This window comes from Oryzifoliimicrobium ureilyticum (assembly GCF_037199735.1).
GTDB classification, from domain to species: domain Bacteria; phylum Pseudomonadota; class Alphaproteobacteria; order Rhizobiales; family Rhizobiaceae; genus Rhizobium; species Rhizobium ureilyticus.
Window position 1 is genome coordinate 287,767 of sequence record NZ_JBBBVQ010000001.1, and the last position, 15,645, is coordinate 303,411.

13 protein-coding genes are annotated in these 15,645 nt (G+C 55.7%); 6 read left to right on the forward strand and 7 right to left on the reverse strand.

Annotated elements, in window-relative coordinates; genetic code table 11:
- The first annotated feature begins 237 nt into the window (after nucleotides 1-237).
- Nucleotides 238-2,457 carry a DUF1217 domain-containing protein gene (locus VQ830_RS01380; RefSeq protein WP_337266262.1) on the forward strand — a complete coding sequence of 740 codons (2,220 nt, stop codon included), beginning with the start codon at nucleotides 238-240 and terminating at the stop codon, nucleotides 2,455-2,457.
- On the opposite strand, the gene VQ830_RS01385 is transcribed toward VQ830_RS01380, so the two are convergent.
- Genes VQ830_RS01385 through VQ830_RS01395 form a run of 3 tightly spaced genes read right to left on the reverse strand, consistent with a single transcriptional unit; the run spans nucleotide 2,458 to nucleotide 5,551 of the window.
- Nucleotides 2,458-3,888 carry an FAD-binding oxidoreductase gene (locus tag VQ830_RS01385; protein WP_337266263.1) on the reverse strand — a complete coding sequence of 477 codons (1,431 nt, stop codon included), beginning with the start codon at nucleotides 3,886-3,888 and terminating at the stop codon, nucleotides 2,458-2,460. It lies immediately after the preceding gene.
- A gap of 18 nt (nucleotides 3,889-3,906) precedes the next feature.
- On the reverse strand, nucleotides 3,907-4,878 hold the full coding sequence (locus VQ830_RS01390) for an L-threonylcarbamoyladenylate synthase (RefSeq protein WP_337266264.1): 972 nt from the start codon (nucleotides 4,876-4,878) through the stop codon (nucleotides 3,907-3,909).
- Nucleotides 4,879-4,924: 46 nt separating this feature from the next.
- The gene (locus tag VQ830_RS01395) at nucleotides 4,925-5,551 is read right to left on the reverse strand and encodes a DUF6656 family protein (protein ID WP_337266265.1); all 627 of its coding nucleotides are present in this window, start codon (nucleotides 5,549-5,551) and stop codon (nucleotides 4,925-4,927) included.
- A 311-nt stretch (nucleotides 5,552-5,862) separates the two neighbouring features.
- Between VQ830_RS01395 and VQ830_RS01400 the strand changes: the two genes are divergently transcribed.
- On the forward strand, nucleotides 5,863-7,107 hold the full coding sequence (locus VQ830_RS01400) for an aromatic ring-hydroxylating oxygenase subunit alpha (protein WP_337266609.1): 1,245 nt from the start codon (nucleotides 5,863-5,865) through the stop codon (nucleotides 7,105-7,107).
- 44 nt (nucleotides 7,108-7,151) lie between these two features.
- On the opposite strand, the gene VQ830_RS01405 is transcribed toward VQ830_RS01400, so the two are convergent.
- Entirely contained in the window at nucleotides 7,152-8,180 is a 1,029-nt protein-coding gene (locus VQ830_RS01405; protein WP_438617138.1) for a glycoside hydrolase family 25 protein, read from the reverse strand.
- 84 nt (nucleotides 8,181-8,264) lie between these two features.
- Here VQ830_RS01405 and VQ830_RS01410 point away from each other — a divergent pair, with 84 nt between their 5' ends.
- Both VQ830_RS01410 and VQ830_RS01415 read left to right on the forward strand, forming a co-directional pair.
- Nucleotides 8,265-8,996, forward strand: a complete 732-nt coding sequence (locus VQ830_RS01410) for a metallophosphoesterase (RefSeq protein ID WP_337266267.1) — start codon at nucleotides 8,265-8,267, stop codon at nucleotides 8,994-8,996.
- 68 nt (nucleotides 8,997-9,064) lie between these two features.
- Nucleotides 9,065-9,544, forward strand: a complete 480-nt coding sequence (locus VQ830_RS01415; RefSeq protein ID WP_337266268.1) for a BA14K family protein — start codon at nucleotides 9,065-9,067, stop codon at nucleotides 9,542-9,544.
- Between the two features lie 130 nt (nucleotides 9,545-9,674).
- On the opposite strand, the gene VQ830_RS01420 is transcribed toward VQ830_RS01415, so the two are convergent.
- The gene (locus VQ830_RS01420) at nucleotides 9,675-10,670 is read right to left on the reverse strand and encodes a transporter (RefSeq protein WP_337266269.1); all 996 of its coding nucleotides are present in this window, start codon (nucleotides 10,668-10,670) and stop codon (nucleotides 9,675-9,677) included.
- 352 nt (nucleotides 10,671-11,022) lie between these two features.
- On the opposite strand from VQ830_RS01420, the gene VQ830_RS01425 reads away from it, so the two are divergent.
- Nucleotides 11,023-12,801, forward strand: a complete 1,779-nt coding sequence (locus VQ830_RS01425; protein ID WP_337266270.1) for an acyl-CoA dehydrogenase family protein — start codon at nucleotides 11,023-11,025, stop codon at nucleotides 12,799-12,801.
- Between the two features lie 9 nt (nucleotides 12,802-12,810).
- The gene (locus VQ830_RS01430) at nucleotides 12,811-13,572 is read left to right on the forward strand and encodes a crotonase/enoyl-CoA hydratase family protein (protein ID WP_337266271.1); all 762 of its coding nucleotides are present in this window, start codon (nucleotides 12,811-12,813) and stop codon (nucleotides 13,570-13,572) included.
- Nucleotides 13,573-13,587: 15 nt separating this feature from the next.
- Here the strand turns inward: VQ830_RS01430 and VQ830_RS01435 are convergent, their stop codons facing one another.
- Both VQ830_RS01435 and VQ830_RS01440 read right to left on the reverse strand, forming a co-directional pair.
- On the reverse strand, nucleotides 13,588-14,847 hold the full coding sequence (locus VQ830_RS01435) for a class I SAM-dependent RNA methyltransferase (RefSeq protein ID WP_337266272.1): 1,260 nt from the start codon (nucleotides 14,845-14,847) through the stop codon (nucleotides 13,588-13,590).
- Nucleotides 14,844-15,587, reverse strand: a complete 744-nt coding sequence (locus tag VQ830_RS01440; protein WP_337266273.1) for a TlyA family RNA methyltransferase — start codon at nucleotides 15,585-15,587, stop codon at nucleotides 14,844-14,846. Before VQ830_RS01440 ends, VQ830_RS01435 begins: the two co-directional genes overlap by 4 nt.
- Between the last annotated feature and the right edge of the window lie 58 nt (nucleotides 15,588-15,645).

The following is a 15,645-nucleotide window of genomic DNA, read 5'->3' on the forward strand; positions in this document are numbered from 1 at the left end:
CGCCCTCTATGGCCTCACATTACGCACCGCCTCTTCCGTACCGCTTAAAAATTGCAGTTAAGAAAGGCTTGCCTGGATGGATGGTTATCAAAACCCAATCCGGCAGGGTTTCCGGAAGGTGAAGATGTTGTTGCGGCAAGAAGAGCTAATATTGGTAAGCCAGAAGTAAGCTTTCCTTGGCAAAATAGGACAGATTCAGCCCGCGCGGGCGCAAGGAACAGACGCAGGAACACCGCCATGATTTCGGCCTCCATGGGCTACAACATCTTGACGTCCAATATGAAGCAGAGCCTTGATCGCGTGGCCGATCAAGCGTCTGTCAAGCGCGAAGCCGATTACTACAAAGCCAACATCAACAATGTGAAAACCGTTGATGACTTTCTCGGTAATTACCGGCTCTACAGCTATGCGATGAAGGCCTATGGCCTTGAAGGCATGACCTACGGCAAAGCTTTCATGAAAAAGGTGCTGGAGAGCGACCTTACTGATTCAACCAGCTTCGCAAACCGACTGAACGATCCGCGCTATAAGCAGTTTGCGGCAGCGTTCAACTTCGTGAGCAATACCACGACACCGCAAAGCGACAGCCAGGAAGAAGATCTCACCGATCTTTACACGCAGTCGTTTGCCAATGATGCAAAAGCCGCGGACACCGAAACCACCTATTACGACAACAATATCTCCGACGTGAAAAACGTATCGGACCTGATCGGGGACGATCGCCTGCGTACCTACGTCTTGAAGGCGTACAACATCGACCCGACCTATGCCTCGAATGACTTTTTGACCAATGTGCTCACCAGCGACGTCAACGATCCAAATAGCTTCGTCAATGTCAACGGCGACGACAAGTACAAGGCGCTTGCCAAGCAGTTCAACTTCAAGGCGGATGGAACGGTTAATGGAGCTGCACAGACCTCGGATCAGCAGGCAGCGGTAGAGGAACAGTACAACCTGACTGTGCCTGCGGCACTGATCACGAGTTCCGATAGTTCGAGCGAAGTGCGCTACACCAGTGCAACGGCCGCCGATTACAATAAAACCTACTATCAAAAGACCATTGCCGGCGTCACAACTGTCGATGACCTTGTCGCCGATGATCGGCTCACGTCGTATATCAAGACTGCCTATAGCCTTGGTCAGGACTTTAGCAATGCCGCTCTCAAAAGCGCTCTCACGGACCCGACCTACGCGAGGCTGCTAGGTGTGTCGGACCTAAACCAGGCGTTCAATTTCGGATCCGACGGCAAACTAGAGTCAGGAGCGACTGCTGCTCAGACCACAGACCAGGCAACGGGAACATCTGACAACTACATGGCCCGTTATGATGATTTGCAGCAGGAGGAGATCAGCGCCGCCGTTGCCAATTACAAGAAACGGATGACCTCGACAAACGTCAAGAACATCAACGATTTCATGCAGAGCAACGCCGCCTTCGTCGCAACGCAAGCTGCCGGTCAGACGGTCAACGGCGCTGCAGATATGCCAAGCCCTTACGAAATGGCGCTACGTGCCTATGGTCTCACGCAGGATGACGTTCCCCGCTCGATGATGCGCAAGCTTCTTCAAAGCGATCCATATGACCCCAAGGGCTATGTGGCTTCTTTGAAGGATGATCGCATTACCAACATGGTTCGTGACTTTAACTTTGGCTCCGACGGCAAGATTTCGTCCGAACTGCAGCCTATCGCGCCGGCAACGATTGCGAGCTATATCAGCAGCTACAGTTCGCGCACGACGATGGGCATCGATAACTCCGCGTTGCAAGACAAGGCGACGAAGGACGCAAAAACAGCTGCGACCGAGTTCTCCAAGGACATCGGTGCCGTTAAGTCGTTGAGCGACTTCCTCGCAAATAGCAAGTTGACCGATTTCGTGCTTAAGGCGAACGGTCTGGATCCCAAGGCCTACAACGCGGACACTTTGAAAAAGATCTTCACCTCGGATCCAAGCGACTCTAAGAGCTACTTAAACACGAAGGCTGACGCAAAGTTCAAGGATATCGTTGCGGACTTCAACTTCGATACATCCGGTAATCTAACGCGTGCCAAAACGGGCACGGTGCAAAACAGCGGTGCGCTCGACCGCACCCAGCAGAACTATTTAGAGCAGACTCTCGAAAGCCAGCAGGGCGATACCAACGATGGCATCCGCCTGGCGCTCTATTTCAGCAGGCAGGCTCCGAACGTCACGTCCTACTATTCGATCCTCGGTGATTCGGCCCTCTACAAAGTGGTTCAGACGGCCTTTAACTTACCCGCCGCGATGTCAAACATGGATACGGACCAGCAGGTTTCCACGTTGAAGAAGTTCTTCAGTATCGATGACCTTCAGAACCCGACGAAACTGGACAAATTGGTCAAACGCTTCACCGCAATGTACGACTTGCAGAACAGCACAAACAACTCATCCGCGCTGACGATCCTGCAGTCCTCCTCCGTCGGCTCGACGTCATAGTCAAGAAATAGCAAGAACCTTTCCGGGGTTCATTATGTTGGCCGGGTCGAAACTGGTTTTGATCCGGCGCATCAGATCGATTTCGATCGGCGAGCGGATCGAGGCCAGTTCATCGCGCTTCAATTGACCTATTCCGTGTTCGGCTGAAATCGATCCGCCATACTCGAGCACGATGGCGTGGACGATTGTGTTGATTTCTCGCCAGCGCCCGATGAATGCGGCCTTATCGGCACCGATCGGCTGCGAGATGTTGTAATGAATATTTCCGTCACCCATGTGGCCGAAGGCGCAGATGCGTGCATCAGGAATTGCTGCAAGAACGGCTGCGTCAGCTCTGTGCATGAAAGCCGGTATCTTTGAAATAGGCACCGAAACATCGTGCTTGATTGACCCTCCCTCTGGCTTTTGTGCGTCCGACATGCTCTCGCGCATATGCCAAAGAGCCTTTTGCTGTTGGACGGAGGCAGCGATCGCAGCGTCTTCAATCAATCCTGCTTCAAAACCTTGTTCGAGCAGAGACGTCATCATGCGTTCGGCGCTGTCCGCCGAGTCGGAGGTGGAGATGTCGATCAATGTGTACCACTGATGCTGTCCTGCAAGCGGATCGCGTACTCCCTCGATGTTACGGGCGGTGATTTCGACGCCGAAGCGCGGCATCAATTCGAAGCCGGTCAGGCAGGTGCCGCAAAGGCGCGCAGCAAGTTCGAAAAGTGCGAGTGCGTCTTCGACCGATGCAAGGCCGGCAAAAGCCACCTGATGACCGAGGGGCTGCGGGAAGAGGCGCAGGACTGCCCCCGTAATGATGCCGAGCGTACCTTCCGCGCCGATGAAGAGGTCACGCAGATCGTATCCGGTATTGTCTTTTTTCAATCGTCTTAACCCGTTCCAGATTTCTCCGGTAGGCAGCACAACCTCAAGACCGAGACAAAGCTGGCGCATATTGCCGTAAGCCAGAACGGCCGTGCCGCCGGCATTCGTCGCCAAGTTCCCGCCGATCCGGCAGGAGCCTTCCGAGCCGAGAGACAGCGGGAATAAGCGTTGTTGGGCTTCGGCTGCCTTTTGGACATCAGCAAGAATAGCGCCGCCATCGGCGATCAAAACATTCGCGACCGGGTCGATGTCGCGGATCTTATTCATTCGCTCCAGAGACACGATGACGTCTCCACCGGTTTCACGCGGTGTCTGACCACCGACGAGGCCGGTATTGCCCGTCTGCGGTACGATTGGTGTCCTCGTTTCAGTAGCCAGCTTCATGATTGCCGACACTTCATCGACGCTGCCTGGTTTGAGCAGGAGAGAAGAACGGCCTTTGTAAAGCCCGCGGTTTTCGGCGAGATGCGGTGCAAGATCCGCTTCTGCCTGAATGGCATTTTTCTCGCCCACAAGCTGAGTAAAGCGATGAATAAGATCAGGGGCTAAGGTCCCGCTCATGACGCAAATCCTTCTTGTTCAGCGAGGGGCGGCAGCTCTTCTCAGCCGGTCGTTGATCGCTTCGCCAAGGCCGTGATCTGGAATAGGCGCAACAGCGATCCCTCGAGCCTTGCTAGCGTCCGCTTGCTTCATCATGGAAAATAGGTTGGCGGCAGCCTCGGCGAGGTTTCCCGACGGACTGAGATTGAGAACGACAAGGGCTGAATCGCGATTTTTTATCTCGCTCTGCCCAAAGTCGATAAGAGCTTCCTGCGTGCCGATTTCGCGCGCATCCAGGCGAATGTCGCTCTCGGGCGCATAATGAGAGGCAAGCATTCCGGGTGCTTCGATGGTGGCAGATGCACCAGCATTGCGCGTGACGGAAATTCCGGTCAGACGTTCTATCTCGTCGACAGCAAGTCCGCCTGGCCTTAACAACCGGATCGTTTCGCCCTCGACCTTGATGATCGTCGATTCCACGCCGACCGACGCCATCCCCCCATCCAGGATCAGCTCGATCTTGTCGCCGAGATCGGCCTCGACATGATCTGCTGTTGTCGGACTGATCTTACCCGACGTGTTGGCACTTGGCGCTGCGAGCGGTCGGCCATAGGCTCGGATCAATTCACCGGCGAACCCCTTCGGCACACGAAGCCCAACGGTGTCGAGGCCTGCGGTCGCGAGCGGGTGAATGCCGCTGTCTTCTTTGAGAGGCAACACGAGGGTGAGGGGCCCCGGCCAGAAAGCCGAGGCCAGTTTCCGGCTCAAGGGATCGAAAACGGCATAGCGTTCCGCCATCGTAATATCGGCCATATGGCAGATCAGCGGGTTGAAGCGTGGCCGGCCCTTCGTCGTATAGATGTTCGTTATTGCCGCTGGATCCGTGGCATCAGCCGCAAGACCATAGACAGTTTCCGTGGGCATCGCGACGGGACGTTTAGCCGCGAGCACGCTGCACGCCGCCGTGATCGCGTCTTGTCGCTGACCTTTTATGTCAATCCTTTGTGCCATGGCCCATTCCTTTGAGGATTGTCCATAGGCCTTTGAAAGGATGGGATCAATATCGCATCTGGCGGATGATCGCGCGCATCTGCTCGTTTCGCGCACCGAGCATCAGCACGTTTTTGATTGCCGTGGAGGGATCGTGCGTTCGAAACAGCAGGCCATTGCCCCGTATCGAACGGTCGATCGTCATCCGGGGCCTTTCTTCATCCTGCTGCTGCGTCGCCTTCATCGCAATCGCGAAATACATGCGCGAATAATGCAGATCTATGTCCTTGAAGAAGTGCTCTTCGTGATCGCCAAGCTCGGCATAGAAATTGGCAATGTAAAAGGCCCAGCCCACATCGTCATATTGCGCGAAGCGAGATCTGGCAGCTGTCACATGGCAGTAACCCAGATGCGGACTACCATCCAGAACATGGGGAAGGATGAATTTCGGAAAGCGGATGGCTTGGTGGAAGCTGTTGATGTTTTCGTAGGTCTTCACGCCGGCTGCTTCGAGCCGCTTGCCCGTCTTTTCAGCCACCTCTTCATAGGTGAGATAACGTCGCTCCTCGGTATTCCAGTGCCGCTTGTGGCGGTCGATCCGGCCTGTGCGTAGAAATTCGGAATGCACCGCTTTGGGAGCAGATACGTTCTGCCGATTCACTTCATTCATAGCGAAGTAGCGTAGCTTTGCCATCGCTTGGTTCCTTTGCCGCCCAGAAATGCTAAGATATGCATTCTTGCTTAAGGTGCTGTTAATTTGTCCCCTCTGCCAAATGTCGCAAATGCGACGGTCATGCAGGATGTGGGTGAACCGGGCGGTTGCGTTCAGGTCCGGAAAGAGAGGGATTGACGTGCTCATATATCTTGTCGTCAATGTCGAAGCCGATGTCGCAGAGCAGCAATGTGGCCGACGCAGCCTCGGGTAATAATTTTAACCAGAGAGCGCCTGTATGAGAGGCGGCCGCGTTCGGTGAGGGGGCGGCGATGTGGCAGAAGGACAAGGCAATGGATATTCGCAACAACGTCCTGCGGCAGCTGAAAAATCGCCGACCGGAAATGAGCCTGGAAAGGCCGTTCTATGTCGATGAGGACTATTTCAAGCTCGACATGGAGATGATCTGGTATCGCGATTGGCTTTTCATGGGCCATGATTGCGAACTGCCCAAGCCTGGTGCCTATTTTACGGTTCAGATCGGCGACTATCCCATCGTTATCGTGCGTGGGCGCGATAATGTCATTCGCGCATTTCATAATTCCTGCCGGCACCGTGGCTCACGCGTTTGCACGAAGGATCACGGTTCGGCCACGCGGCTTGTCTGTCCTTACCACCAATGGACCTACGATCTCGATGGCAAGCTGGCCTTTGCCCGTCATATGGGCGACGACTTCGATAAAAGCGGTTACGGGTTGAAGCCTGTCCATTGCGAGAGCTTGGCAGGTTACATCTTTATCTGCCTTGCAGATAAGGCCCCTGATATCCAGCCGCTTCGCGAGCTGGCTTCGCCCTACATGCTCCCGCATAGGCTCAGCGAGGCGAAGATCGCCTATGAAAGCACCATCATTGAAAAGGGCAACTGGAAGCTCGTTTGGGAGAACAACCGCGAGTGCTATCACTGCGCAGCGAACCATCCAGAACTATGCCGGACCTATCCCGAAGCGCCAAGCGTAACCGGGACAGATGGCGGCGCGGACGTTCCTGAAATTGCCGATCACTGGTCGCGCTGCGAGGCCACCGGCTTGCCGAGTCGTTTCCAGATCTCTCCGGACGGTCAGTTCCGCGCGGCACGCATGCCGCTTCTTGAAGATGCGGAAAGCTACACGATGTCCGGCCGTCCTGCGGTCAAGCGTGGCCTCTCGGACAGCGTGACACTCGATCACATCGGAACCATGCTGTTGTTCCACTATCCCACGACGTGGAACCATCTGTTGGGCGATCATGCCATCTCGTTCCGCGTTCTGCCGATCAGCGCCAACGAGACTGCAGTAACGACGAAGTGGCTCGTTCATAAGGATGCGGTCGAAGGTGTCGATTACACGATCGAAGACCTGACCCATGTGTGGACAGAGACAAACGATCAGGACCGGCGCATTGTGGAAGAGAACGCGTTCGGGATCCATTCACCGGCTTATGAGCCTGGACCTTATTCAGAGGTGCATGAAGGTGGCGTGATGCAGTTTCTGGAATGGTACACGCTGTTCATGACGACGCGGCTGCAGGGTGATCAGGCCAAGCTTTCCGTGGTCGCCTAATCAAGTCAGAGGGCGGGCGGTTGATCTCCGCAAGGAGAGACGCTCTAACGCCCAACATCCTGTAACATGAGATCTCTGCTCCCTGGCAGCGGTTGCGGCGGATTAACCGCCGCGACCGGAGGCGTCAACGCGGAGATGGAGGCTGTCTTGATGGTGTCGTCTGTCAGCGAACAAAGGGCTGGCGCGGTTTGCGGCTGGTCCTTCTCGCGGTCGGCCAGCAGAAGGTCATCCTTGGGCGGCAGTAAATCGCCCTGCGGCCAGAGCCGAGCCAATTCTTCGCGACTGACGTTGGCAACACTGACATCGATATCCGGTAAGGTGCCGGGAACGCGATAAAGGCACTTTTGCTTGTCGCAATTTGCGCCTGCCGAAAATTGCCAGAGGAAATAATTATCCCAATTGCCTGAAGGAAATGCGCCGCCGGGATCCGGCCGGTAGCGGGCGTACCAAAGCGGCAGCCGCGCAAGCAGCGGATACTGCCGCGCTGCATCCGAGATCGCCTTGGCCGTTTTGTGGTTGGTGTAGAGGATCGGATAGCGGCCGGTTCTTGTCTTGATATGATTGACGAAGATCTCTGCGTCTTCAAAGGACATGAATTTGTCCGGATCGATGCCCTCGATATCGAGAACCATCAGTTCGTCGGGGCGCGGGTCGGCGTAATCCAGGTAGTGATTGGCCTGCTCGATCGGATTTCCCGGTCGGCCCAGATGATAGGCACCCCAGAGCAGCCCCAGACTGCGAGCTAAAAGGCGACGCGTCTGATAAAGTTCGCGGCTGATTGCGTATTTGCGCCAAATGGTGCGGCAGTGGGCCGGCGTGTCGCCATTAAACTTGCCCTTGCAGCTGAAGCTTTCGGGAAGTCCGTCGGATGCCTTTGAAATGAAACCAGCAATCCGCTTGTCGGTCACCATTGCTGTCCAATCGACAATGTTCAACTCGTAGGCGTCGATGATCAAGGCTTTGGAGGGGTCTTGCCAAGCAAGTGATGGCCCAGCGGCGAGGCTCTGCATCGGCGCCGCCAAAAGCAACGCTGCAGCCTGTAAGAGAAAATTTCCTATCCAAGATCGCCCCATTGAAAGAGCGTGCCTATTCTTGGTTAATTCACCGTTAATTGCGACAAAATCTAGAAGTAGAGCGCGACAGGAAGGAAGCAGGAAATGATCATTGCACAGGTGAGCGACATCCATGCCAACCCTTCTGGAGGCGAGATTGCGCGCTTCTCTCGCGCGGTTGATTGGCTGTGCCAGACGAAACCGGATCTTGTGGTTTTGAGCGGCGATCTTGTCGACGAGGGGTGGAACGAAGGCTATCGGCTTATAGGGACCATTGCTGCAAAGCTCCCGTGTGAAGTGGTGTGTATGCCAGGGAATGCAGACGATAAGCGACAGGTCGCGCTTCTCTCTGCTGGCAACGGTTGGCAGAAACATGGTGCAGGGTTCAACATTGCAAAGACTGTTGGTGAGGCCTTAATTGTGTGTCTCGATACCTGCGTTGATACGCATGCTCATGGCGATCTTACGCCGCATCTGGCCTGGCTGCGCTCAACACTGGACGGTGATTTGGAAGGTACGCCACTGATCTTCACACATCACCATCTTTTCCCATGCGGTATTGATCGCTTAGACGATGCAATATGTCTTGGCATCGACCGACTGAAGCTGTTGATGCGAGAAACCGCAAGGCGGCCACTGGCATTCTGCAGCGGGCATGTCCATCAAACGATGACAAGCTGTGTTGAAGGGATACAAGCCTATATCTGTGGATCGATCTGTCACGCCAATCCACTTCTTTGGTCCGAGGTGCAGAATACACCCTCAATCGATCCGCCTATGCTCATGATGTACCGGCTTCAGGATCAAAACCTTGTGAGCGCAGCGATCGCTGTCTGAGAATCTGGAACCTTCTTCAAGAAGGCACGTTCCTGCGCTTATTCAAGTTCTTGCCTAGGGAGATCAAGATGTTTCGGGCATTGAAAAAGACATTTGTTGTTGCGTTGTCCATTGCCACGTTTGCCACCGGTGTCGTTCCCGCGATGGCGATGCCGCTGCCTTCAGGTCCTAAACTTGAAGTGAATGCGGCGGATCAGAATGTCCAGAACGTCCAGTATCGCCGTTATTATCGCCCAGGCTGGTACCATGGTTATCGCGGGTATCGTTACGAAAGATACGGCTACCGCCGTCATGACGACGGATATTGGTATCCCTTTGCAGCCTTCGGCGCAGGTGCGTTGCTTGGCGGCGCGCTAGCAGCCCCTCGATACTACGAGCCGGCACCTCGTTACTATACGCCGGCGCCGCGCACTTATGTACCTGCCGGCGGTATCAATCCGCGGCACGTTGCTTGGTGTGAATCGCGCTATCGGTCATATCGCGCCTATGACAATACCTTCCAGCCTAACTCCGGTCCCCGGCGTCAGTGCTATTCGCCGTACTTCTAAGGAGCCGGCCATCGCGGCCGTAGGGTGGCTATAGCCTCATCCTTCTGCTTTGGAAGAACAGAGCGCACAGATGAAAAGAAGCGCAGCGCGTCCCACGGAGGCGTTGCGCTTTCGTCTTTTGGCTGTTCGTTCACAGAATGCGCACGCGCCGCAAAAGCCACCAGGCGAAAAGAATAGAAGCGACAATCAAACCAACGGCATAGCTCGTCCCGTGCGGAGAGTCCGCAAAGGGGAGATGAGCCGTGTTCATACCGAAGAAGCCGGTCACGAGGGTGGGTGGAAGCAAAAAAGCCGTCATTAGCGATAAAATATAAAGATGCCGGTTTGTTTCCGAGGACAGCTTTGAATCGATTTCTTCGTGCAGCAATCGGGCACGGTCCTGCAGCGCATAAATATCGTGATCGACGGATTCGAGCCGCCCTGTCAGTCGGCCAGCCACGTCTTCAAAGCCAAACGGCATTTCGTCCTCATCGGAGGCGGCAGCCCTGCGCATCAAGGAGAGCACGGTGCGCAAATGCCTGTGAATGCGTACGACCGTCCGACGCAATGGCGCGAGACGCCGTCGCTCATCGCGCGGCGTTGCGTCATAAACATAGTCCTCGATTACATTCAGTTCGTCTGTGAGTTCGATAACGATGGAGATCAAAGTTCGCTGAAATTCGATGACGAGGGCTTCGAAGACGTCGACGGGTCGTTCGAATTTAGCGGGATATTTCTCGATCAGCACACGCGCACTATCGACACTGCGCAGCGGCTGTACGCGGCTCGTGATAATAAACCGGTCAGAAAGTGCGAAGTGAAGCGCGCCGAGGTCGGCGGTATCGCGGTCAAATTCACGCTGGCAATCAATTAGCGTTCCATAAAGAAGTTGTTCGTCCACCGTCAACTGCGCATGCCGGTCACGTGTTGTCAGTGTACTGCGTGCGTCCTCGTTCAACCCTTCAATCAAATTAAGAAGTGCTGGCACCCGTACATCGGTCAAGTTGAGATGCAGCCAGTAAAAGCCTTCCGATTGCTGAAGTTCACTAAGGCTGGCACTGTTTGGAAGACGGACGGCGCCGAATTTATTGGGTCGAAATTGATAGGCCCAGACGAGACCGGGTATCGCGACGGGTATTGTGTCCATGGACGCAGTGTTCCTGGGCTGGGCATTAGACATATGATCCAACATTGCGACTTTCCCTCCCAAAAGCAAACTGACATCCTTTGTGACAGCTCTTCTTAGCTTGCTTATGTCAATTCGCTGGACCTTTCCTCCTCTGCTGGGCGGGGACAGAAGCTTATAAAAATTTGACGTTTACGTAAAAATCAATTAGCTCTCCAGATGGAGGATCAGGCAGCGCAGAGGCGCGGCCGAAAGGCATCGGCGCCGCAATCCTGAAGGACTGATGGAAAGCTGATGCTGGTATCAAAAGATTTAGGGCACCCTATGTGCATCTCGTTAGATGTACAGCGCGCTAAGGAACGAGGAGACGTTGATGTATCGGGCCCCAGTCGAGGAAATCGCCTTTACTTTGAAGCATGTTGCAGGTCTTGGGGATGGGCTCGCTCAGGGCGTGTTCGGTGATCTCTCCGAGGATCTGGTCGATGCTATCCTGACGGAAGCAGGCCGTTTTGCGAGCGACGAGATCACGCCGCTGGCTGAGGTTGGGGATCGCCAGGGCGCCCGTCTGCAAGATGGAAAAGTGGTTCTGCCAGACGGCTGGGGAAAGCTCTATCAGGATTGGGCAGCCGGCGGCTGGAATGGCCTGACGGCATCTGAGGAGTTCGGTGGCCAAGCTTTGCCGCATATGCTCAATGTCGCCGCTCTCGAAATGTGGAACAGCGCATCCATGGCCTTCGCGCTTTGCCCGACCCTGACGATGGGCGCGGCCGAAGCGCTTGCCACTCATGGCAGTGAAGCTCTTAAAACTATCTACCTTCCCAAGATGGTGTCGGGAGAGTGGACCGGCACGATGAACTTGACGGAACCACATGCCGGATCAGATCTGGGCGTTCTCAAGACACGTGCTGAGCGTCGCGATGATGGCAGCTACCGTATTTTCGGGCAGAAGATTTATATCACTTGGGGCGAGCACGAAGCTACAGAGAACATCATTCATCTTGTTCTTGCGCGCCTGCCGGATGCACGGGCCGGAACCCGCGGCATCTCTCTTTTCCTCGTGCCGAAATTCCTCGTCAGCGAGGACGGTTCACTTGCAGAGCGGAACGATCTCTTCTGTCACTCGATTGAGCATAAGGTCGGGATCCACGGTTCGCCAACATGTACGATGATTTATGGCGACGGTCGCTTCGGCTCTGAGAAGGGCGCGAAAGGCTGGCTGATTGGCGAGGAGAACAAAGGCTTGGCATGCATGTTCACCATGATGAACAATGCACGCCTTGCGGTCGGCATGCAGGGCGTTGCCATTTGCGAAGCCGCGACACAAAAAGCGATTGCCTATGCCAAGGAACGGACGCAGGGCAAGGCTCCAGGTTGGAGCGGTTCCGGAATGAGCCCGATCATCGAGCATCCGGATGTCGCCCGCATGCTGCTGACGATGAAGGCCTTGACGCAAGGCGCGCGCGCCATCAGTTACGCTTGCGCGCATGCTATCGACATGTCGCATCGAGCTTTCGACGATCGGCGTAAATGGCAGGAAAGGGCGGCGCTCCTGACGCCAATTGCAAAGTCGTTCTCGACCGATGCAGGGGTGGATGTCGCCTCTCTCGGCATTCAAGTCCATGGCGGTATGGGGTTCATCGAAGAGACGGGTGCGGCGCGTTACTGGCGCGATTCGCGTATTGCGCCGATATACGAAGGCACGAACGGTATCCAGGCGATCGATCTTGTCACGCGCAAGCTGCCTTTGTCCGACGGCGAAGCTGTGCGCAGCCTGATCATGGAGATGCGCGCTGTCGCAGAGGCCGTGAAGGGCAGCAATGAAATCTCTTTGGGCAACACAGCCGAAAGATTGGAGGCGTCGATCGACGACCTGCAGGCATCGACTGAATGGCTGCTGGCCCAACTCGCTGAGGGTAAGCCGAGCGAAGCTCTTGCCGGTGCCACGCCTTACCAGCGCCTATTCGGCCTTGCTCTGACCGGTTCATATCTTGCCAAAGGCGCACTGGCTGATGACGGTGAGGGCAGGAATGAAAAACGTGCCGCCCTCTGCCGTTTTGCTGCCGATAATCTTCTTCCGGAAACGACAGCCTTGCGGGAAACGGTGACAAAAGGTGCAGTCAGCCTCGCAGCGGCTCGCGCGGTTCTCGCCTGAGGAGAAAAAATGAGCGCTCCAATTCTTATTGAGAAACCCTCTCGTCAACCTGGTGTCTTGTGCATCCGCTTCAATCGACCAGAGAAAAAGAATGCCATCACGGCGGCGATGTATCGCGCCATGGTCGATGCTCTCCAGGCTGCCGAAAACGAACAGGAAATTCGCGCCGTTGTCTTTCTTGGCTCCGAGAATTGCTTTTCTGCGGGCAATGACATCGGAGATTTTCTGGCTGCTGCCGCGGGCGGGAAACTCGGTCAGGACATCCTCGATTTCCTGCATGCGCTGGTCGACTGCAAAAAGCCACTCGTCTCCGGTGTCGATGGCTTGGCCATCGGTATCGGCACGACCTTGCATCTCCACTGCGACCTGACGATTGCGTCTTCGCGCAGCCGCTTCCAGACGCCTTTCGTCGATTTGGCCCTCGTGCCGGAAGCAGCCTCAAGCCTGATCGCGCCGCGCGTGATGGGTAACCAGCGTGCCTTCGCACTGCTTGCTCTGGGTGAGGCGTTTTCTGCCGAGGAAGCCAAAGACGCAGCTATTGTGTGGAAGGTCGTGGAGCCTGATGAGGTCGAGCGCGAGGCACTCGACGTTGCGATGCGCCTTGCGTCAAAACCGCCGGAAGCTTTAGCCATTGCCCGACAGCTTCTCCGTGGCAACGCGGGTGAAATTCATCAGCGCATCGATGATGAGGCTATGCATTTCAGCGCACGACTGACGAGCACTGAGGCGCGCGCTGCCTTCGAGGCGTTCATGCGCAAATCGCGCCGCTGACGGGATGGCCCTTTTTTAGCTTGCGTTCTTTTCCAGTAGAGCAACCACTTCGACATGCGGGCTCCAAAGGAACTGGTCGATTGGCGTCACGCTTTTGATGCGATAGCCGCCCTCGATCAGGATCGAAAGATCGCGCGCCAATGTCAAAGGGTTGCAGCTTACGGCTGCGACGGTTTTGACCTTCGAGCGCGCCAACTCCCGGCATTGTGCCTCCGCACCTGCTCTCGGCGGGTCGAATACGACGGCATCGAAAATCTTCAATTCCGATGCTGTTATCGGTCGACGAAACAGATCGCGGCGTTCGGCCTTGACGGGCTTTAAGCCCTGCGTGTTGCGCGCGGCAAAATCGAGCGCTGCAAGGGCGCCAGCTTCGCTCTCGACGGCATGCACCATGGCGCGCTTCGCCAGCCGCAACGCAAACGTTCCTGCACCCGAAAAAAGATCTGCCACCTTCTTCGACTTGCCGCCATGCGCCATCACGAGATCGGCCATTGCATCTTCTGCGGGTTTGGTGGCTTGCACGAAGCCGCCAGCCATCGGTGCAACGGTAACGCCGCCGAAATCAACCTGCGGCTTTACCGGCTCGACAAGTATTTCTGTACCCAGGGAAAGGCGTGCAATTCCCCGCAACGCAAGAACGGTTTCTACAGCCTTACGTCTCTGCGCATCCGTCAGTTTAGCAATCCCGTCTACCGAAAGATCAAGGCCTGACTGTGTTTCAAGGACGGCAATCTTGAACGGCTCAGCATTGACGGCCAGTGCCGCTGCAATGGCCCGGATCGCGGGAAGCTGCGCCACGATGCCGGGCACAGCGATGGGACATTCTACGATCGAAACGATGTGATGGCTTTGAGCTTGGTTGAACCCCAGCAAAATGCCCTTTTCAGTTTTGCGCGCAGCCATGACCAGACGCCGGCGTTCGCCCGGTCGGGCGATGACAATCTCCGATACGTCCGTGGTTATCCCTTTGCTTTTGAGCGCGTCGATAACCAGCTGGCGCTTGAATGCATGGTAGGGAGCATCTTTAAGATGTTGAAGACTGCATCCCCCGCAGGCGCCTCCCTCGCCATCTGGACCGAAGTGCCGGCAGGCAGGTTCGCGCCGGTCCGGCGAGGCATGCGCGATCGACATGAGCGTGCCTTGATTGCCGACTCGTGCGATCGCGACTTCTTCTCCAGGCAAGGCAAAGGGAATGTAGACAGGGCCATTGTCTTGCACGGCGATACCGTCTCCGTGCTGGCCAAATCGCTGGATCTTAACTGTTTCGGTGCTCAAGGCTTTGTTCCCGCAAGTAGAAATTCATGATTGCCGTCGCCACCAACTATCGGGGACGGCGCAAGTCCAAGGCTTTGCCATCCCATTACGTCTGTAAACCAGCTTTCAAGGCCGCTCGCGACGATTGGGCCGCTCGACGGATCTTTCAAAAGGCCGCCTTTCCCGATGGCTTCCCGACCAGCTTCAAACTGCGGTTTGACAAGCAAAACGGCGACTGCGCCGGAAAGGGCAAAGGACAAGGCTGGCGCCGTAGCAAGTTTCAAGGAAATAAAGGATACATCCGAAACAATGAACTCAGGAGACTCTGGCAAATCTTCCGGAGCGAGCGCACGGGCATTGAAGCCTTCAATATTCGTGACACGCGGATCATTGGCAATGCTGGGATGCATTTGTCCATGCCCGACGTCAATGGCGGTGACATGGGCGGCGCCGTATTCGAGAAGAACCTGTGTAAACCCGCCCGTCGAAGCGCCGATATCCAGACAGTGCCGCCCTTTTGGATCAAGGTTGAAGTGATCAAGCGCGGTTTTAAGCTTAAGCGCAGCCCGCGATACATAGCCGAGAGCCGGATCTTCGATGCCGACTTCGACATCCTCAGGAACGAGCTGTCCAGCTTTGCTCGCAACTATGCCGGCAACTTTAACGGTTCCCCGTTCAATCGCATCGCGAGCGCGTGAGCGACTGGAAAAAATCCCGCGCTGCACGAGCAACTGATCAAGACGAATGTTGTGTGTGGACATGCGCTGTCCATGACGGGCAAATGGCTCGGATGCAAGCCTTTATTCTTGAGGGGGACCG